The following is a 20,402-nucleotide window of genomic DNA, read 5'->3' as shown; positions in this document are numbered from 1 at the left end:
ACCATACAACGGGCAAAAATTGCCGGGTGAAGTCGAGTGTCGTCAGCCGCGTAGAACGGGAGCTCCCGTGGACGCCAGTGCGGTGCCTCACTTTCGGAACGGCGGCCCTTCGGCCGCCGCGCAGACGTTTGGGGCGCGCGGACGGCAGTCGCGCGGGGAGGCAGCTACCATGGTCGACGTCACCGCGGGACAGGGCGTAGGCACCGCAAGGCCCTCGATTCCCTCCCTCAACGAGATCGTCAACGTCCTCAAGCGCGGCGACATCGCGCTGGCGCTCGGCATCCTCACCATCCTGGTGGTGCTGATCCTGCCGCTGCCCGCGATCGTGCTGGACCTGTTCCTGGCGATCTCGATCACGCTGTCGATCCTGATCCTGATGACCTCGCTGTTCATCCAGACACCGCTGGAATTCTCGGCCTTCCCGACCATCCTGCTGATCTCGACCATGCTGCGCCTGTCGCTCAACATGGCTTCGACCCGGCTGATCCTGTCGCACGGGCACGAGGGCACGGCCGCCGCCGGTCACGTCATCGAGGCCTTCGGCAACTTCGTGATGGGCGGCAATTTCGTCATCGGCATCATCGTCTTCGCCATCCTGATCATCGTCAATTTCGTCGTCATCACCAAGGGTTCGGGCCGTATCGCCGAGGTCGCCGCCCGCTTCCACCTCGACGCCATGCCGGGCAAGCAGATGGCGATCGACGCCGACCTCGGCGCCGGCCTGATCGACGAGAAGGTCGCCAAGCACCGCCGCAAGGAGCTGGAGGACGAGAGCGGCTTCTTCGGCGCCATGGACGGTGCCTCCAAATTCGTCCGCGGCGATGCCATCGCCGGCCTTTTGATCGTCTTCATCAACGTCGTCGGCGGCATGATCATCGGCGTGGCGCAGCAGGGCATGTCCTTTGCCGATGCGGGGCGCAGCTACACGCTGCTGACCGTCGGTGACGGCCTCGTCACGCAGGTGCCGGCGCTGATCGTCTCGACCGCAGCGGGCCTGCTGGTCTCCAAGGCCGGCGTCTCCGGCGCCGCCGACAAGGCGCTGATGAAGCAGTTCTCCGGCTATCCGCAGGCGCTCGCGATGTCCTCGGCGGTCATGCTGGTGCTGGCCGCCCTGCCGGGCATTCCGACCATCCCCTTCCTGGCGCTCGGCGCCGGCGCCGGCGCGCTGGCCTGGCACGCCCGCAACCACAAGCGCACCGCCGTCAAGGCCGAGGAAGCCGCCATGGCCGCGCCGGTCGCCGGCCAGCCCGGCGCACCGGGCGCTGCTGCGGCCGAAGAGCCGATCTCGGCGGCGCTCAAGATCGACGACCTCAAGATCGAGCTCGGCTATGCGCTGCTGCCGCTGGTCAACGGCCCCGACGGCACCGACCGCCTCACCGAGCAGATCAAGGCGCTGCGCCGTTCGCTCGCGATCGAGATGGGTTTCGTGATGCCTGCGGTGCGCATCCTCGACAACGTCCAGCTCGAGGCCAACACCTACATCATCAAGATCAAGGAGGTCGACGCCGGCACCGGCAAGATCTGGCCGAACCAGTTCATGGTCATGGACCCCGGCGGCAGCCAGGTTCAGGTGCCCGGCATCCACACCACCGAGCCGACCTTCGGCCTGCCCGCGACCTGGGTCGACGCCAGCCTCAAGGAGGAGGCTTCGCTCAAGGGCTACACCGTCGTCGACGCCGCGACCGTGCTCTCGACCCATCTCACCGAGCTGCTCAAGGCCAACATGTCGGACCTCTTGTCCTATGGCGAGGTGCAGAAGCTGCTCAAGGAGCTGCCGAAGGAGCAGAGCGAGCTGGTCAAGGACATCGTGCCGGGACAGGTCACGGTCTCCGGCATCCAGCGCGTGCTGCAACTGCTGCTCGCCGAGCGCATCTCGATCCGCGATCTCTCCACCATCCTCGAAGGCATCGCCGATTCGCTGGCCTTCTCGCGCAATCCCGCCACCATGGTCGAACATGTCCGGGCCCGCCTGGCGCGGCAGATCTGCGCGCAGAACACCTCCTATGCCGGCTATCTGCCGCTGATCGCGCTATCGGCGCGGTGGGAGCAGGCCTTTGCCGAATCCATCATCGGCCAGGGCGAGGAGCGCAGCCTTGCGATGCAGCCCTCGAAATTGTCGGAGTTCATGACCGGCGTGCGCGAGGCGTTCGAGCGCGCCGCCCGCGAAGGCGAGGCGCCGGTGCTGGTCACCTCTGCGGCAATTCGTCCCTTCGTCCGGTCCCTGGTGGAGCGGTTCCGGGCCCAGACGACGGTGCTGTCGCAGGCGGAGATCCACCCCAGGGCGAGGTTGAAAACGGTCGGAAGCATCTGATTTGCCTTAAGAAGCCGTGTGTTTTTCAGCCACAGGCAAATGGTTTTTGAGTTCCTGGCGCCTTGTGGACCAACCCTCGACAAGGCGCCTGACAAGCACATTACAGCTTTGAAATAATTACAAAAATGTACGATCAGGGATCGCTTTTGATCGCGATCTTTCACGTCCTGTCACGCTCTTGTGATGGCCTCTTGGGAACGAATCCCCCCAATACTAGGTTGTTGGGCACCGGAAGCATGAACCTGCCTGAAATGGCCGGCGACTACTTCGGGTAGATGGCGGCAGGAGGCTTCCATGAACCACTCGATCTACAGCGCAGATCGCGCGACCCATTTGAAAGTCGTGGTCGTCGCCCTCGTCGCGGGGATCGCGGTGGCGGGCCTCGGCATCACGGCACGCACGGGTTCGGACGAAGGTCTGACCCAGACCGCCCGCGTCATCAAGGCCGACAAGCCGGTTGTTATCACCAGCGCGAATGCGTCCCTCGTTCGCTAAGGAGATCTGACGAGTTTTGTGAATTCACGCGGCTCTTTACCAGCCCCCCAAAGTCGCCACGTGGATATGTAGACGACCCCAACCCCAAGTCGACTACAGAAAGCGCCCGCCCCCCACGGGCGCTTTCTCATGTCTGGGGTAGGGTTTGATTTAGGACGCACACGCCTTAAGCTCGTCATTGCTAACGCTGCGAACTTGTCCGCCGAAGCGTTTGGCGAAGGCGGACGCAATCCAGAATCCCTCCGCGGAGACAGTCTGAGATTGCTTCGTCGCAAGGTCTCCTCGCAATGACGGAGTGCGGGGTGATAGCGTGGCTTAATCATTCGCAGTCCTCGTAGGATGGGTAGAGCGAAGCGAAACCCATCAGCTTTTTTCTGCGCGGATGCATGATGGGTTTCGCAAGTGCTCTAATATCCTACGGCTGTCGCAGACACCGTTTCGCGTCCTCGCGACTCATCTCGCCCGAGCTTTGCTTTGCCGCTTCACCCTCAATTGAAAGAGGGCGCAGGGAAGGCCGGGTGCCGGCCGGGCACCCACGGTCCACTGTGCGAAAGGTGGCAACAAGAATCTGCACAGCGGCATACAGGTGTAGCCAGGACATCCCGGCCTTCCCTGCGCAGTGGCTTTACGGCTTATGTCGTGCTCTCCCCGGGGAGCGTTGCACTATTGCCCCCGTCGCCTTGCGGATGGCTGACGGATGGGTCCGGTTGGACGACATCCATCACCACAAGACTTGGCGCACAGACCCCGGGCGCCAGGACGACACGATTTTGCCGTACGCGGATCACACCGGTCGTGTGCGCGAGGTCTTCGCTCACGGCTCTCCGCCCTGCGAAGCTCTTCGCGCCGATGTCACCTGCGTCCACCGCCGCCCGGCCCGCGTTCGTGACGATCGCGATACGCCCCTCTTCCTTGGGCCGGGTTGCCGCGACACATACGTCATTTCCGAATTTCGGTAAAGTGGAATATTTTCGGCAACGCGGATTGACCGACCAATTGGGTGTTTTGCCCGTCGGGCAGCGCAAGGGCTTGTGTGGCTTCCCTGGATTCTAGAAGGCTCGCCCCGGCGGCTGCGCCCATCGCTTTCGCGTCTCCCTAGAGCATTATCGGTTCTGATTGAATCAGAACCGAAGCTCTAGATTCTTGTTTTTACGGTTCGCGTGAAGAAAACGCGATATCCACTTCGCTTGAAGCGCCCTAAGCAGCGCTGATCAATTCCAGACGAGCTTCGAACCTGATGCTGCGCTTGCCCGCAAGGGCCGTGCCCTCGAGGATACCGCCCTTCGCATCGCACGTCCCCGAAAAACCAATTCCAATCTCGTGTCCGCCAAATACCGGGTCTTCGCCGCGCGCTGGCGTATGCTCCTGATTGACCATCTGCCCTCTCCATCGACCGTTGGAGGAGGAATATGACCCGAGATAGTAGAAGAAAGCATCGCCGCCCAAGATGCGGCCGTTATTCAATAGCATCACGCCAGTCAGGCCGCCGGGGACGCCGTCCAAAATCTTCAGATGGATGGAGTACAATCCGTCGGAAATGCCACCTTCACCAATCATCCCGGGCGGGGGAAGGTCGCTTTCATTCAGCGGGGTCATGATGGATCGAAAGACGGCACCGGGCACCTGCGGGGAACCGCCCTCGAAGTGAAACGCTTTACCAACCGCCCTTCCGACGACAGAAATGGACGAAACGTCGGAACCGAGTAAAGACTGATGACCGGCGCCAAAATTGTGTCGTCGGCTGGTCACATCGACCCGGATTGAGTCTCCGTCGACGTGGTAATTCCCAATATGAGCAAACCCTGAATTGCCCCCCAACAGCTTGCCCCCGCGAACGTACGTGACGCTCCGGCCAACCGTTTGGTTGATCGAAAATTCGCTTTTGAAGAGGCCGTCGAAAGCGTCTGATAACTCGTTCATCCCGCACACCGATCGACTCGGACTCCTTTCTGCTCAGCGGCTCAACTGCGACCATAGTGGCGGAGCATGTGCTTGTTTATACAGGTGGGGCCAGCCAAAGCAATTTCTCGGTTCGAGATTGCAATCTGGTGCGATGAGCCCGGAGTGCCAAGCTGGCGCTCAGCTGTCACGCTACTTTCATATTCTGGCTTGTGGCTTCAAGAGTAATAACGATGGCCCAGCCACCACCGCGTGCGCCCTCTTTGGGTGAAATTCAGTCCTGTCTCGCTCCAAATTGGACGCAAGTGCGTCTCCAATCGTCTCGAAGCGGACGCGGGATTGGAAGGACTCCGGGCTTGAAATGACCAGCCTCACTACCAAAACATCATCCCTGCCGTTTCGAAACACGTGCCTTGGAACAAGGAAAGATCGTGGGTGCAAAGCCGCCGCTGCACTAAGCACCACCAAATCAATTCAATCAGAACCGATAGTTGATGCCACCCTTGGCCGTGTGAAGCTGAACCTCCGTGTCCGTGAAGGACGCTCCAGGGAATGCAAGAGCATTATTGTTCGATTTTCCCAGATTGATGTAGATGTACTCGGCCTTGAACGTCCAGCGCGGGTCAAAAGCCCATTCGATGCCGCCGCCCGCGGAGAAACCCACCTGAACGTCCGACGATAACGCGCTTCGCGTCAATGCCGGGAAGAAGCCGTTGAAATTGGCGATATTCGGGGTCGCGAGGTTGGAGGTGAAGATGCTGTTCTTGACATGCCCCCAGGCGAAGCCGCCGGTGCCGTAGATCAGCAGGTTGTTCGCTGCATAACCGATGCGCCCGCGGACCGTGCCGAAGACATCGATTTCCTGCTTGAGATTGAAAGCGCCGGTGAAGGCGCCGTTGTCGCCACCAATCGTTCCCGTGACGCTGAAGGGACGGCTTGCCGTCTCGCGAATGGCCGCGCCGCTGACATCCGCCTCCAGACCATACACGAATGTGCCGGACTGCCAATTGTAACCGAACTGACCGCCGCCGAACCCACCCTTCGGACTCACATCCAGCGAGAAAGGCCCGGTGCCGCCCGTCACGACATAGCCGGGCACCGTCCCGGTTGCGAGCGCGCCCGGATCGAAGGTCGCGGTCGGATCGCTCCAACCATAACCGCCATGCACGCCGGCATAAAAACCGGTCCAGCTGAATGCGACCGGCGAGGGCGACGCCTTGGTGTAAGCCCTGCCGAGATCGGCCGCTGAGACGGCGTGGGAGAGACAGAGAGCCGAGACCAGGAGAGTACCGGAGACAATGAATTTCATGACTTCCCTCAAATTGCGCCGAGAGGCGGCGCACCCATGGAACGATCGACGAGCGGCTTTTCGCCGACCTAATTCATAGAGGTGATCGCAACCACCATCTGCATGCGCGTTTGCCGCCGCGCTTCTAGTCGCAATAGCAGAAGCCATAGACAGCACCGATCTTCGCAATGTGGAGGTCCGCCCCGGTCTTTCGCAAGGTGCTGTCCGCGTTGGACCTGAGAATGGTCGTCGCCCCCTGGATCTGCGTGCTCGAGCTGGTGCGTGTCTCGCTACGGTCGATGTCGAAATGCATGTAGCGATATTCGCCGCGCAGCGACCAACGTTGAGTCAGCTTGAACTCGCCGCCCGCGCCAGCCGTATAGCCTGCCACCCACTTGCCATTGGGCCCGTTGACGTTGCCGGGGTCGGGAAAGGTGAAATGACCCAGCGCCAGGCCGCCGAGACCGTAGAGCATCAGCTTCGGGGTCACGAGATAGCCAGCCCGGCCGATCACGCCGACGTTCGAACGCAATTGCTCGCTGGCCTGCATCGTGGCCGGATTGACATTTGTGGTCACGACGCCGTTGAGAACCTGCCGGGTATTGCTCGTTTGCGCGCCGAGCGTCTTGAACGCAACGTCCGAGAATAGCGTGCCTTCGATCTGACCGCCGGCCACGATATTGCCAGCTCGCCAATTGTAGCCTGCGAACAGATCGACCATCGAGCCCGTGGTGTCGCCGACGGCATTGCCGCGGGTTGCCGAGTTGCCGACGAAATCCGTCGTCAGCACGGCGCCGGTGAAATTCTGCTGGGCAGAGTCGGCCGTCGAGGCGAGGTTTTGTCGGGCGCGGCCTGCGCCGGCAGCGAAATAGGCGCCGAGATAGGGGCCGGCCCAGTGGTCACTGGGAGAACCAGGCAGCGCCGCCATGGCAGAGCGCGCTCCTCCTTCACCGAACCGGTAGACCATGCCGATCCTTCCGGTGTGGAAGTCGGCATTGATCTGACGAGTGTTGCTGTCGGCGGACACAGAGGTGCTGGAGGATCCAGTCGATTGCGAGCTCGATGCGAAGTTGCCGGTTTCGCTGCGGCCGAAGCCGTAATGCGTATAGCGATATTCGCCGCGCAGCGACCAGTTGCCCGTCAGTTTCACCTCGCCGCCGGCGCCTAACGTGTAGCCGGCCACCCACTTGCCGTCGGCGCCGCTGCTGAAGTCCCCGTCAGCGTAGGTGAAATGTCCCAGGGCCAGACCACCGAGGCCGTAAAGCAGAACGTCCGGCGTCACCAGATAACCGGCCCGGCCGATCACGCCGACGTTCGAACGCAGCTGCTGTTGGAATTGGTTGGCCGCGGTTTGCGAGCCTGAAGACGTCGAGGTGACAGCTCCGTTCGAGGTATTGACTGTGGAGAATGTCTGAGGGCCGATGGTCTTGAGCGTAACGTCGGAAAACACCGAGCCCTCGATCTGGCCGCCGGCCACGACATTGCCGCCGCGCCAATTGTAGCCCGCGAAGAGATCGACCATCGAGCCGGTCGTGTCGCCGACGGGACGGCCGGCGGTCGATTGGGTGCTGGTGGACGTCGTGGTCCCGACGATGGTGATCGTACTGGTGCTGCTGGTGTTCCTCGCGAAAGTTTCCGCAGCACGTCCTGCGCCGGCGCCGAAATAGGCACCGATATAAGGTCCCGCCCAGCCGTCGTTCCAGGCCGAGCCCGGCAGTGCCGCCATCGCCGACCGCGATCCTGACGCTCCGAATTGATAGACCAGGCCGACCTTGCCGACGTGGAAATCGGCGTCCATATGCCGCCCGTTGGCGGAGCTGTTGGTGGACGTGGTGGTGCCGCCCCCCGATACGGACGTCTGCGAGTTGCCTGACGGCTCGTTGCGGTCGTATCCGAAATGCATATAGCGGTATTCGCCGCGCAGCGACCAGCTGTCTGTCAGCTTCACCTCGCCACCCGCGCCCGCGACATAACCGGCCACCCACTTGCCGTTCTTGCCGCCGATACGCACTTCCGAGTCGGGGTAATTGTCGGGATAGGTCAGGTGCCCCAGCGCCAGACCGCCGAGGCCATAAAGCAGCACATTCGGTGTCACCAGATAACCGGCCCGGCCGATCACGCCCACGTTCGAGCGCAACTGCTGCCGGTCCTGGATGCTGTTCGTCCCTGAGGTTGTCGAGGTGACGACGCCGTTGTTGCTCGAAACCGAGCTGACTGCCTCGTTGCCGACCGTCCTCGTGGTGACGTCGCTGAACAGGGTGCCTTCGACCTGCCCGCCGACCACGACGTTGCCGGTTCGCCAGTTGTAGCCCGCGAAAAGATCGACCATCGAACCGGTCACGTCGCCGGCGAGATTGCCGAATCCCGATTGCGTGCTTGCGGACGACCCGCCGGGGATGCTGACACTGCCTTCGTTGTCGGTTCTCGTGGAGGTCTGTCTTGCCCGCCCGGCGCCGGCGCCGAAGTAAGCCCCGACATAGGGGCCAGCCCAGCTGTCACCCCAGGCGTTTGCGAATGAAGCCCCGCGTCCCGCTGGAGGTAGCGCCGCCATCGCGGACAGCGGCCCGGAATCACCGAATTGGTAGACCAGACCGATCTTGGCTAGGTGGAAATCGGCATTTGTACGCGTCGAGGATGATTCGCTGCTGGTCGACGCGAACGTGGTTGCGCCCGTCGCCGAGTTGGCGGTTGCGCTGGCGGACGCGTTCCGGTTGAAGCCGAAATTCAGGTACCGATATTCGCCGCGCAGCGACCAGTTGCCGGTCAGTTTCAACTCGCCGCCAGCGCCGACCGTGTAGCCGGCCACCCATTTGTTGTTGTCGCCGCCGAAAGGATCAGCACTGTCGGCAAAGGTAAAGTGACCGAGCTCAATGCCGCCGAGTCCATAAAGCAGCAGGTCCGGACGCGCGAGAAAACCAAGTCGGCCGATCAGCCCGACCCGCGAGCGCAGCTGCTGATTGCTCTGCACAGTCGCCGAGCCGGCGGCTGTCCCCGTCACCACGCCGAGCAGCACGTTGGTGCTGACGCTATTGAACGTCTGGTTGCCGAACGGCTTCAGGGCGACATCGGAAAAGATCGTGCCTTCAACCTGCCCGCCGGCCACGATATTCCCGGCTTGCCAATTATACCCCGCGAACAGGTCGACCATCGAACCGGTCACGTCGCCCGCAAGATTGCTCGCAGTCGTTCCGACCAAGGTCGAGCTCGACGTCACCACGCCGGCGTTTGTCGAGACAGAACCGCGACCGAAACTGCCCGTCGAGGATTCCGTCACACGCCCGGCGCCCGCGCCTAAATAAGCGCCGATATAAGGCCCGGCCCAGCTATCGACCCAAGCCGGTCGGGGCGGCGCCTTCACAGTGAGGTCGGCGGCCAGAGCTCCTGCAGAAACCATGATCGAGGCGCCAGCCAATGAAGCGCCCGTCAGTGATGTCAGCTTTTTCAACCCATCCCCCAACATTCCAATTCCAAAGCAACTGCTCCAGAATCTCAGGAACCGCCGCCCGTCTCCAGGCGTCGCGCACCACGCCCGAGCCGCCTTCGTTTGATGGCTAAGTTACTGACACGTCACCGCATCGGCTTCTTGTCCTGGCCTGCACCCGACTTGGACAATCCCGCGTCGTCGAGCCTTTTCGGAATCCATGTTGCTCGGTGGATACATTCGCCGGTTCAAGGCAGAATGAAGTTTGACAGCGGCGCGCCCGACTTGGACTGGTACGCGCAGTCGATCAGTTCCGGCAGAGCGTGCGGCGCTTTACCGCACACGACGCACTTGCGCGGCGATCAACTCTGCTGCGGTATCCGGTTACATTCACAGCTTTGCCGTGCAACGATGTCCAAGGTCGTATTCGCTTCGGATCAGCTTCCTGCTCAGCTTGACGCAGGTGCGCGCCAGCGGCTGTGGCTCGACCTGTTCACCGATCATTTGTGCGCGGCTGACATTTCGTTCTTTCCCGATGCGCCGTTTTATTCGCGCTCCGAATTCCTGAAATTCGGCGATATCGCGGTCAGCCAGCTTGACGCCAATATTCAGACGGCAATGCGTACCCAGCGTCACGTCGAAGCCGATACCCGCGGCGACTACATCATCGGCACCATGCTCAACGGTACGAGTACGCTGATCCAGCAGGAGGGCCGCGAAGCCATTCGTGGCGTCGGGCAGGCGATGCTCTATACCAACGCAGCGCCGATCGCGGCGCAGCACGATGGGCCGGTCGCTATTCGCTGCGTCACGGTGCCGCGCGTGCTGCTGGCCGAGCGGCTGCCGAATTTCGAGGACCTTGCCGTGAAGCCGTTGGCTGCATCGCCGGCCTTGCGTCACCTGGAGCGCTATCTCGCCATCGTCATCGACTCCGATATCGATGCCGACCCGGTGCTGAAGGATAACGTCAGCACGCATCTGATCGATTTGGTCGCGCTGGTCCTCGGAGCTCCGAGAAGCGAGATCATGATCGCTGACCAACAAGGTCTGCAATGAGTCAAAGCGCGCAGCCGACCGGGCCACCCGCCACCTTCGTTTCGTCGCTTCGCTTGTCAGGCCCACGAGGCAGCTCAACGACGCGGCGCCCCATAGGTGGGCGGCGGTGCCTGCACCGTCGGCGCAGCGGCGGCGAACAGCTCATCCTTGCTGCCGGTGAGCGGCGGATAGATGCGCTTGCGGTTGATGATGTTCTTGGTCGCCTTCGCGGCCGCGCCGGTCGCCCTCACCTCGCGATCCCAGCCCTCGGTATAGAGCGCGCCCCAGCCGCCGAGATCGAGCACGGTCACGTACCAGTCGATCCGCAGCGGCAGCAGCGGCAGGCCGGCGAGATCGGCGACCACATTGTGGCCGGCGAAGCGGCCCATGGGACGCGCGAACTGGCAGGACATCACGGTCGGATGCAGCCCGTCGACCACGCTGGAGGCGACATCGCCGGCCGCGAACACGCCGCCGACATCCGCAACCCGCATGAAGGGATCGACCAGCAGACGCCCGAGCCGGTCGCGCGCGTCCGGAAAGCTCGCCGCCAAAGGGCTCGCACGCATGCCGGCACACCAGATCACGGTCTGCGTCGGAATGAATTCGCCGGAGCTCAAGCGAATGCCGGCGGCCTCGACCGATACGACGCGCACGCCGAGGCGCGTCTCGACGTCGAGCGCGGCCAACGCAGTCTCGATGACGGGACGCGCTGGCGTGCCGATGGTGGCGCCGACCGCGGCGTTGGGATCGACCAGGATGATGCGGCGGCTGCCGGTGATACCCGCGCGCGCCAGCCTGTCGGGCATCTCGGCCGCGACCTCGATGCCGGTAAAGCCCGCGCCGACCACCACCACCGTCGAACGCCCTGGCGACGGCGCGCTGCGGCCGAGCGAGACGAGATGATCCTCGAGGTGGAGCGCCGCAACATAGGTGTCGACATCGAAGGCGTGCTCGGCGAGGCCTGGTATGTCGGGACGCATCACCTCGCTGCCGAGCGCCAGCACCAGGCGGTCATAGGCAAGCGCCTGCTCGCCGCTGCTCGTGACCAGCGAAATTTCGTGCCGGACCGGATCGATGGCTTCGACCTCGCCGATCTCGTGACTGACACCGACGGGATCGAGCAGCTGCGGCAACGGTATCGCGACCTCGCTGAGATCGACCTCGTAATTGCGCACACGGATGTTGTGATAGGGATTGCGATCGATCAGGCAGATCTCGATGTCGCTGACGGCACCGATCTCGTCGCGCTTGCGCGCGGCACCGATGGCCGCCCACAGGCCTGCAAATCCGGCGCCGAGCACGACGATACGCGCCATGTCCGTTGACTGCACTTTCCCAATGGAACGACAAGCGATCGAGCGGTCTACCCGCACAGGTAGATATAGCTCATCGCCGCGAATGGGCCAACTGTGATCCGCAGAACGAAACCGGGGCGCGGCTCACGCCTCGCGCAATTCCGACGGTGTCGCGCCAAAGCGCTTGCGGAAGGCACGGTTGAAATAGGACAAATCGGAAAAGCCCGAGGAGTGCGCGATGTCGCTGATCTTGCGCGCCCTGGCGCGGGGATCGCCGAGCAGCTTGCGCGCTTGGAGCAGGCGCTGCTCCAGCACGAATTCGGTGAAGGTCGTGCCGGCCTGCTCGAACAGGCGTTGCGCCTGGCGTGGGCTTAAGCCCGAGCGCGTCGCGATCTCGGACAGGCAGAGATCGTTGCGGCCGAGCGCGGCCATCACATCGGCGCGCATGAGGTCGAGCCGCGCCGCCGCATGGCCGCGGCCGCGCGCAAGACTTGCATGCTCGGCATCGGTGCCGAGCAGGAGGCCGACCAGATCGACCATATGCTGCGCGGTCAGGCGCTGGCCCACCGCGTCGAGATGCGGCGCGTGATTGGCGGCGAGCGCATGGTAGCGGAAGATGGTCTCGGCGACCGCACCGTCGCTGAGCACTTGCGACAGCTTGTCCTCGGCACGCGGATTGATGTCGAGCAGCGCGCGGCGCGGCATGCGGATGGTGGTGAAGCGGTTCTCATCGGTGTGACCGACGGTGCCGGTGATGCTCATGTCGACGAGCACCATCTGCGCGGGCGCAAGCTCCACGGTATGGCCATTCTGCCCGACACGGACGAGGCCGGCATGTGCGGCGATCAGCACGAGGTCGTCGCTGCCGTCGGCGAGGTGGCTCTGGGTGCGGGAATATTGCGCGGAGGCGCCTTCCGGAATCGCGAGCGCGACGTTGTCGACCACGCTGATCTGGAGCCGGCAATCGATGCTGTCGCCATGGCTCGGCCCGATATCGAGGCCGCAGGCCCCGAAGGCCCGCTCGCGCCAATGCTCGAACGCAGGGCCGTGCGGCAGTCCGGTGTATTGGTGAACGAAGATGCCGGGCGTTTTCGCTGCATCCATCTGATTTCTAGCCCCTCTTCGGCTCCGCGATCGGCGGCGCCGACTGCAAATTCCGGGGATTTGACGCCGCAAAAGGGGTGAAGGTTCAAACCGGGGGCGGATTCAAGGCGACTTGTCGGGATGCGACGGCAGGGTGGACCGTGGCGACAGGGGCGCGGCTTGTAGCCTGCATGAGCGAAGCGACATGCGGGGACGGTGGTCCCGGATATCGCTTTCGCTCATCCGGGCTACGTCGCCTACTTCTTCGCCGGGGCGGGCGCCTGCGGTTGGGACGGCGGCACGGTCTCGATCAGCTTGCCGGAAAACACCGGGGCCGAGGTCGGCTGGCCGTTGGGCGAGCCGCCGGCCTGCTCGACCGTGACCGCATAGGTGGCGCCGTTGACGACCTCGGAATCATAGGAGGCGAGCAGCGGACGCGCGGTGAATTCGCCCGCGCCGATCACACCGAGCGAGCGCGGGCGCGGCAGCTTGTCGGAGATCAGCCAGAGCTCGAAGCTCTTGCCGGGCTCCGGCGTCGCGCCGACCTTGCGCACGGTAAAGTTCTTGGTCGCGCCGTCGATGGTGAGGATGAAGGCGGGGCCGCCGCCCTGGCCCTGCAGCAGCGCGACATATTGCGCCGCGGCGGTGAGCGGCGCGGCCGGCGTCTTCACTTCCACCGTCTGGATGCGCGGCGCCGGACGTAAAGCCCCCGGCAGCGCGTCGGGCAGGAAGATCTGAAGCGACAGCGTCACCAGCAGCGCAGCCGCGAGCGCGCCGCCCGCGGATGCGATCGAGCGCCAGCGCTTCACGCGGCCCTCGAGGCGGATCACGTTGGTGTCGTCGGCGACCGGCACCTGCGGCGTCCGGACGACCTCGGGATCGGGCGCATGGACCTGCGGCATGAACACCGGCGCGATGTCGGCAATCGCATCGGATCCGGAGCGCATCGGCTCGGGCTGCTCTACTTCGGGAGGCTGCGGCTCCGGTTGCGGCACCTGCTCCAGCGGCGCTTCCGGCGGCGCGGCTTCGACGGGCGGGACTGGCGGCGGTGCGACGTCGGCCAGCACAGGCGGCTCCTGCGCAAGGGCCGTGCGCGCGATCTCGGACCTGATGTTCTCCCACACGATCGGCCGCGGCTCGACCGAGCCGACCATCTGGTTGAGGGCGCCGAGCCGATAGGCCCAGGCCTGCACGATGTCGGCGAACGCCGGGTCCACCGCCATCATGGTCTCGACCTGTGCGCGCTCATCGGCCTCGAGCGTACCGAGCGCATATTCCGCGGCGAGCGCGATATGGTCCTCCGAGTAGGCCATCACATGCAGTCCAGAACTATCCTCACAGTATAAACCCTCATAGTCCGAGGCACTCCCGGATATCCAGCATGCTGCGCCGGAGCCACGTCTTCACCGTGTTGACGGGAGCAGCGAATTTCTCCGCCAATTGCTCGCGGCTCCAGCCGTTGTAATAAGCGAGAAGCACGAGCCGCTGACGGTCGGGCTCGAGCCGGCCGACGCATTCCAGCAGCCGCTTCAACTCCTCGGTCATCTCCCGGCGCGCCAGCGGATCGGGGCTGTCGGCCGCGACCTCCATCGCCTGAGGCTCTTCCTCGATGGAGATTTCCGTCTTCTTGCGCACGATGTCGATCGCACGGTTGCGCGCAATCGACGCCATCCACGTGATCGGCGACGACAGCGCCGGATTGAACTGGCCCGCACTGTTCCAGATCTTGACGTAGGTCTCCTGAATGACCTCCTCTGCGAGATCCTGTCGGCGCAAGATACGGAGCACGACGCCATAGAGTTTCGCGCGCGTGGCGGCGTAAAGGCGCTCGAACGCGGCCTGATCGCCCTTCGCCACCGCCTCGATCAACCCGACCAGCTCTGCTGGCGTCAGCATTCAGTCCCCCAACCTTCCTCCCTCTCCCCGCCTGCGGCGTCGGGACGAGCTACGCTCGCCCTGAGAGGGTCGGGGTGAGGGGGAGTCTCCGCAAGGGAGGTCACAGACGGACTCGCGGAGAGTCCCCCTCACCCGGATCGCGCCGGACGATGCTACGCGTCGCCGGGGCGATCCGACCTCTCCCCTTAAAGCGGGGCGAGGTAAACCATCCACCACCATAGCGCGTGGCCAAGCCGTCCACCAAGGGGTGCGGCGCCACACTGTGGATAGCACATGCGAAAACCCGGACCTTGCGGGTCCGGGTTTGGCAAAATTCTCGGCGGTTTGGCCGCTGGCCGTGTCTTTAGGCGACGGCGCCGATGCGGGCGCGCATCAGGCCGATGCTGTCGAGGTCGGCCTGCTCGCGGGCATTCTCTTCGGCGCGCTCGCGGGCCTGGTCGCGCTCGTCCAGGAGCTCGACCTTCTTGAGCTCCTCGAAGGCCTCGGCCAGCGCGGCCTTGGCTTCGTCGAGCTGGCCCTTGAGCTCGTCGGCCGAGCGGGTCAGGTTCTCGCGGCGCTGAATGGCGGCCTTGGCATAGGTCGGATAGGCGAAGTGCGAGGGATCGTTGATCCCGGCACGCTCCTGCTCGGTCGTGATCTCGCGTTCAAGATCGGTCGACATCCGCTGGAAGTCGGCGATCATGGTCTCGATCTGGGTGACCCGGCGGCGCTTCTCGTCGACCTGAAACTTCTTCAGGCGGATGAGGGTATCTCGTGACTTCATCGACTCATACTCCCCAGAAGTCCCCTCGCTGCACGTGGGACGTCACCGGTCTCCCCACAGGCCCGACTGGGGCCAAGACCGGCTCTGCTACTCTGTGGGATGGGATGATGACGGGACAAAGTTAGCGTTCCGTTTCCAAATTACCGAGGATTTGCGCCAATTGGCGATAGCCGTCCGCCAGAGACGCATTTTCGTCCTTGCGCTGGCGCAGGAACGCCTCGAGCGGTTCGTGCAGGCGGATCGCCTCGTCGACCTCGGGGCTGGAGCCCGCCCGGTAGGCGCCAAGCCGGATCAATTCCTCCATGTCGGCATAGGTCGCCATCACCGCCCGCGCCTTCTGGATGACGGGCCAGAATTGCGGGTCGGCCGATTTCGGCATGGTGCGGGAGACGGATTTGAGGATGTTGATGGCGGGGTAGCGGCCGCGCTCGGCAATCGAGCGCTGCATCACGATGTGGCCGTCGAGGATGCCGCGGACCGCGTCCGCAATCGGCTCGTTATGGTCGTCGCCGTCGACCAGCACCGTGAAGATCGCGGTGATGGCGCCCTCCCCCAGGCCCGGTCCGGCGCGCTCCAGAAGTTTCGGCAGCTCGGTGAAGACGGTCGGCGTGTAGCCCTTGGCCGTCGGCGGCTCGCCGGCGGACAGGCCGATCTCGCGCTGGGCCATGGCAAAGCGCGTCACCGAGTCCATCAGGCAGAGCACGTCCTGATCCTCGTCGCGGAAATATTCGGCGACCGCGAGCGTCAGATAGGCCGCCTGGCGGCGCATCAGCGCCGGCTCGTCGGAGGTCGCGACCACCACGACCGAACGGGCGAGGCCCTCCTCGCCGAGGTCGTCCTGCAGAAATTCCTGAACCTCGCGGCCGCGTTCGCCGATCAGCCCGATGACGCTGACCGCGGCGTCGACGTTGCGCGCGAGCATCGACAGCAGCACCGATTTGCCGACGCCGGACCCTGCGAAGATGCCCATGCGCTGGCCGCGGCAGCAGGTGAGGAAGGTGTTCATCGCGCGCACGCCGAGATCGAGCGGGGCACCGACACGCTTGCGCGAATGCGCCGGCGGCGGCGCATTGCGGAACGGCATCGGCGATGCGCCCTGCGGCAGCGGCCCCTTGCCGTCGATCGGCTCGCCCAGCGCGTTGACGACGCGGCCGAGCCAGGCTGACGACGGCCGCACCAGATTGGCGGCATTGGCGATGACGGCCTTGCAGCCGCGGCGCACGCCGTCGAGACCGGCGAACGGCATCACGACAGCATTGTTGCCGGAGAAGCCGATCACCTCGCAGGGAATCGAACGGTTGGCACCAGTCTCGATCACGAGCCGCGCGCCGACCGACATCGCATGAATAGGGCCGGCCACCTCGACCATCAGGCCGCGGACACCGACGACGCGGCCATAAATATTGATGCCGTCGATGTCGCCGATCTGTTCGGCAAGCGCCTTCATCGGGGAGCCTTCATCGGGGAGCCTTCATCGGGGGGCCTTCATTAAGGAGCGCGCCTTGGTCATCCCCAGGGTCGCCCCTGCGATCCCCGGGACTTCACGGTGAAAACCTTAAGTTTCGCCATATTTCTGAACGGCGCTTAACTTCGTGTTTACCCGCATCATTAATCATTGCGTCACTGTCTTTGTGACTGAGCGTGACTCCCCTTCAGAAGAAGGCTGAGTCGCGGGAGTCGGTTAGGCCCGTCTCTTAAAGTGGAACTTGAACGGAGCTGGGCGACGAAAGCTGCTTCACGCGCAAGACCTTAGGGCGATTCGACAAAAATTGCACCCGGGGGACTTGCGTTCCAGAATCAGAGTTTGTTAACCATCTGTTGTCAGGATCCGAATCAGTTGTTCAAAGGCGTTTTGTTGAGTGCCGCGAATGCGGCCGACCTGACGCCCAGGAGCGGCGACTATGGGGAACTGGCATGCGCGTTTTGCTGATTGAAGATGACAGCGCCGTCGCGCAGTCGATCGAGCTGATGCTGAAGTCTGAGAGCTTCAACGTCTACACGACCGATTTGGGGGAAGAAGGCGTCGATCTCGGTAAATTATACGATTACGACATTATCCTTCTCGACCTCAACCTGCCCGACATGTCCGGTTACGACGTGCTCAAGCAGCTTCGGGTCTCCAAGATCAAGACACCGATCCTGATCCTCTCCGGCCTCGCCGGCATCGAGGACAAGGTCAAGGGTCTCGGCGTCGGCGCCGACGACTACATGACCAAGCCCTTCCACAAGGACGAGCTGGTTGCCCGCATCCACGCGATCGTGCGCCGCTCCAAGGGTCACGCCCAGTCGGTCATCCAGACCGGCGACCTCGTCGTCAACCTCGACACCAAGACGGTGGAAGTCGGCGGCCAGCGCGTGCATCTGACCGGCAAGGAATACCAGATGCTGGAGCTGCTCTCGCTCCGCAAGGGTACGACCCTCACCAAGGAAATGTTCCTCAACCACCTCTATGGCGGCATGGACGAGCCCGAGCTGAAGATCATCGACGTCTTCATCTGCAAGCTCCGCAAGAAGCTGGCCAACGCTTCCGAGGGACGCAACTTCATCGAGACCGTGTGGGGCCGCGGCTACGTGCTGCGCGAGCCGCACGAGCACGAAGAGCGCATTCCCGCCTGATCTTCTGGGTTTACGTCGCAAGCCCTCCGGGGCTTGCTCCTCCCAGCCTGGACCCCGCCGCAAATGGCGGGGTTTTGTTTTTTGGGGATGCAAGGCGGCTTCGAAGGCGGCTTCATCGCCCTCCTGCCATTGAACCGCTATCCTCCTCCCATCGACGAATGGTCGCTGCACGATGGGGGAACGATGATCCTGCAATCACTGGCCGGCCTGCCCGCCTTCCTGGTCTATTTCTGCACCGGGCTGATCGCGATCGTGGCCTACCTGTTCGTCTATACCCGCATCACCGCGCATAACGAGTTCCAGCTGATCCGCGACAACGAGCCGGCCGCGGCGATTGCGCTCGGCCTCAGCCTGCTCGGCTTCGTGGCGCCGCTGGTCAGTGCCATCGCGCATTCGGCCAATGTGCTGGACTGCCTGATCTGGGCGATGATCGCGCTGATCGTGCAGATCATCGTGTTCTTTCTCGTGAGAGTGCCGGTGCCGAACCTGTCGGCGCGGATCGCCACCGGCGAGCTTGCGCCCGCGATCTGGCTCGGGCTGTCCTCGCTCGCCGCGGGCCTGCTCAACGCCGCCAGCATGATCTACTGAGATGGCCGACAAACCGTCCAAACAGGAGTTCGGCAAGCGCCGGCCACGCCGGCCACAGCCATTGCCGCTGCCGGCCAAAGAGCCGGTGAAGCGCTCAGGCCATGTCGCACTGCTGGTGATGGGCACGCTCGCGGTCGGCACCACCGCCTACACCATGATGCCGCGGCAGAATTGCGAGCCCACACCCGGCGCCGTGCCGGGGCAGACGACCACGACCTGCACAAGCAGCAGCGGCAGCAGCTCGTCAGGCGGCAGCAGCTCGCGCTGGTCGTCGCGGTCGAGCTTCTTCAGCAGCGATTCTTCGAGCCATTCCTCCTCGAGCACGTCGTCCGATTCCGGCCACAGCAGCGTCAGCCGCGGCGGCTTCGGCTCGTTCGGGCATGGCTTCTCGGGCGGCGGTTGATCCATGCAGCGCATTACCTGTCTCGAGCGCGACGACTGGCGGGAAACCGCGGCGCAATGCGGCTTCGTCTTCCACACCATCGACGGCGAACGCTATTGGGACGAGCGCGCTTATTACGGCTTCACGCTCGACGAGATCGAGCGCGGCATCGAGACGCCGACCGCCGAGATCGAGGCGATGTGCCTGGAGCTTGCCGGCCGCGTCATCGGCGAGGAGCGATACCTGCGGCGCTTGCAGATTCCGGAAGCGTTCTGGAGCCTGATCGCCGAGAGCTGGCAGCGCGACGACCGCAGCCTCTATGGCCGGCTCGATTTGAAATTCGACGGCAAGTCGCCGGCAAAACTGCTCGAATATAACGCGGATACGCCGACCTCGATCTTCGAGACCGCGGTGTTCCAATGGACCTGGCTCGAGCAGGCGATCGAGCGCCGCATCGTCCCTGTTCGCGCCGATCAGTTCAACTCCATCCATGAGCGCTTGATCGCGGCGTGGAAGGAGATCGCCGCGGGCCGTCACATTCATCTCACCGGCACCACCGACAACTCGGAAGACGCCGGCACGCTCGCTTATCTCGAGGACACCGCGCGCCAGGCCGGCCTCTCGACCAGGTTGCTCGACATCGAGGAGGTCGGCTGGCGCGATGAGCCTGGCGGCTTCGTCGATCTCGACGAGAACGACATCGCGCTCGCCTTCAAGCTCTATCCCTGGGAATGGATGTTCCACGATGCCTTCGGCGCAAAGCTGAAGGACGCACCGACGCGCTGGATCGAGCCGCCGTGGAAGGCGGTGCTCTCCAACAAGGGCATTTTGCCGCTGCTGTGGGAGATGTTTCCGAACCATCCCCATCTGCTGCCGGCGTTCTTCGAGGACGACGCGCGAGCAGCAGAGCTCGGCACGTCCTATGTCCGCAAGCCGCTGCTGTCGCGCGAAGGCGCCAACGTCACGATCGTGTCCGGCGGCGTATCGCTCGACGAGCAGGATGGTCCCTATGGCGCCGAAGGTTTTGTGCGCCAGGCGCTCTCGCCGCTGCCGAATTTTTCAGGCTTCTATCCGGTGGTGGGAAGCTGGCTGGTGAACCATGAGCCGTGCGGATTGTCGATCCGCGAGGACGAGAGCCCGATCACCGGCAACCACTCGCGGTTTCTACCGCACGCGATTTTGTGAGGAGCTCTTCTCCCTTCTCCCCTTGTGGGCCTGTTGCGTAATCCGCCAGTTGTGATTCCCTAGGTCAAAGCCTTGGAGGTATCGATGGCGGTGAAGCGGACAGGACAGCCGAGCTTTGTGGAAGCGCTGATGCCGAAGGGCG

At 63.7% G+C, this 20,402-nt stretch carries 16 protein-coding genes; 7 read left to right on the top strand and 9 right to left on the bottom strand.

The features are described from left to right. Positions 1–169 precede the first annotated feature (169 nt). Positions 170–2,311 (top strand): flagellar biosynthesis protein FlhA, encoded by a 2,142-nt coding sequence (gene flhA, locus CV770_RS35905; protein WP_201760182.1) that lies wholly within the window; start codon positions 170–172, stop codon positions 2,309–2,311. Positions 2,312–2,605: 294 nt separating this feature from the next. Continuing rightward, complete coding sequence (locus CV770_RS35900) at positions 2,606–2,806, top strand: hypothetical protein (protein WP_028142198.1); 201 nt, start codon at positions 2,606–2,608, stop codon at positions 2,804–2,806. Positions 2,807–4,003: 1,197 nt separating this feature from the next. On the opposite strand, the gene CV770_RS35885 is transcribed toward CV770_RS35900, so the two are convergent. The 3 genes from CV770_RS35885 to CV770_RS35875 form a co-directional block, all read right to left on the bottom strand. Then, positions 4,004–4,726: a GrlR family regulatory protein gene (locus CV770_RS35885; RefSeq protein WP_104465706.1), complete on the bottom strand. Its 723-nt coding sequence runs from the start codon at positions 4,724–4,726 to the stop codon at positions 4,004–4,006. A gap of 457 nt (positions 4,727–5,183) precedes the next feature. After that, positions 5,184–6,161: an outer membrane protein gene (locus tag CV770_RS35880; protein WP_245453950.1), complete on the bottom strand. Its 978-nt coding sequence runs from the start codon at positions 6,159–6,161 to the stop codon at positions 5,184–5,186. Beyond that, positions 6,139–9,387 carry an outer membrane protein gene (locus CV770_RS35875; protein WP_161500063.1) on the bottom strand — a complete coding sequence of 1,083 codons (3,249 nt, stop codon included), beginning with the start codon at positions 9,385–9,387 and terminating at the stop codon, positions 6,139–6,141. The genes CV770_RS35880 and CV770_RS35875 overlap by 23 nt, the downstream gene beginning before the upstream one ends. Before the next feature lie 285 nt (positions 9,388–9,672). Here CV770_RS35875 and CV770_RS35870 point away from each other — a divergent pair, with 285 nt between their 5' ends. Then, entirely contained in the window at positions 9,673–10,470 is a 798-nt protein-coding gene (locus tag CV770_RS35870) for an AraC-like ligand-binding domain-containing protein (RefSeq protein WP_161500062.1), read from the top strand. Between the two features lie 74 nt (positions 10,471–10,544). On the opposite strand, the gene CV770_RS35865 is transcribed toward CV770_RS35870, so the two are convergent. The 6 genes from CV770_RS35865 to fliI form a co-directional block, all read right to left on the bottom strand. Beyond that, on the bottom strand, positions 10,545–11,768 hold the full coding sequence (locus CV770_RS35865) for an NAD(P)/FAD-dependent oxidoreductase (protein WP_104465702.1): 1,224 nt from the start codon (positions 11,766–11,768) through the stop codon (positions 10,545–10,547). A 123-nt stretch (positions 11,769–11,891) separates the two neighbouring features. Continuing rightward, a complete protein-coding gene (locus CV770_RS35860; protein WP_104465701.1) occupies positions 11,892–12,851 on the bottom strand; it encodes a helix-turn-helix transcriptional regulator in 960 nt (319 codons plus the stop codon). Between the two features lie 236 nt (positions 12,852–13,087). After that, positions 13,088–14,143 carry an anti-sigma factor gene (locus CV770_RS35855; RefSeq protein ID WP_104465700.1) on the bottom strand — a complete coding sequence of 352 codons (1,056 nt, stop codon included), beginning with the start codon at positions 14,141–14,143 and terminating at the stop codon, positions 13,088–13,090. Between the two features lie 37 nt (positions 14,144–14,180). Beyond that, complete coding sequence (locus tag CV770_RS35850; protein WP_104465699.1) at positions 14,181–14,726, bottom strand: sigma-70 family RNA polymerase sigma factor; 546 nt, start codon at positions 14,724–14,726, stop codon at positions 14,181–14,183. Between the two features lie 343 nt (positions 14,727–15,069). Next, entirely contained in the window at positions 15,070–15,489 is a 420-nt protein-coding gene (fliJ, locus tag CV770_RS35845; protein ID WP_008138882.1) for a flagellar export protein FliJ, read from the bottom strand. 121 nt (positions 15,490–15,610) lie between these two features. Next, the gene (fliI, locus tag CV770_RS35840; protein ID WP_038972090.1) at positions 15,611–16,936 is read right to left on the bottom strand and encodes a flagellar protein export ATPase FliI; all 1,326 of its coding nucleotides are present in this window, start codon (positions 16,934–16,936) and stop codon (positions 15,611–15,613) included. Positions 16,937–17,403: 467 nt separating this feature from the next. On the opposite strand from fliI, the gene ctrA reads away from it, so the two are divergent. From ctrA to CV770_RS35820, 4 genes are all read left to right on the top strand, one after another. Next, the gene (gene ctrA / locus CV770_RS35835) at positions 17,404–18,105 is read left to right on the top strand and encodes a response regulator transcription factor CtrA (RefSeq protein ID WP_008138878.1); all 702 of its coding nucleotides are present in this window, start codon (positions 17,404–17,406) and stop codon (positions 18,103–18,105) included. A 183-nt stretch (positions 18,106–18,288) separates the two neighbouring features. Beyond that, positions 18,289–18,693 (top strand): DUF350 domain-containing protein, encoded by a 405-nt coding sequence (locus CV770_RS35830; RefSeq protein ID WP_104465708.1) that lies wholly within the window; start codon positions 18,289–18,291, stop codon positions 18,691–18,693. 1 nt (position 18,694) lies between these two features. Beyond that, on the top strand, positions 18,695–19,096 hold the full coding sequence (locus CV770_RS43600) for a hypothetical protein (protein WP_104465698.1): 402 nt from the start codon (positions 18,695–18,697) through the stop codon (positions 19,094–19,096). Positions 19,097–19,099: 3 nt separating this feature from the next. Further along, positions 19,100–20,260, top strand: a complete 1,161-nt coding sequence (locus tag CV770_RS35820; RefSeq protein ID WP_104465697.1) for a glutathionylspermidine synthase family protein — start codon at positions 19,100–19,102, stop codon at positions 20,258–20,260. Positions 20,261–20,402 lie beyond the last annotated feature (142 nt).

This window comes from Bradyrhizobium sp. AC87j1 (genome assembly GCF_002936975.1).
In the GTDB taxonomy this organism is placed as follows: Bacteria; Pseudomonadota; Alphaproteobacteria; order Rhizobiales; family Xanthobacteraceae; genus Bradyrhizobium; species Bradyrhizobium shewense.
The sequence above is the reverse complement of the archived record's forward strand: the minus strand, read 5'-3'. Positions and strand labels throughout refer to the sequence as shown.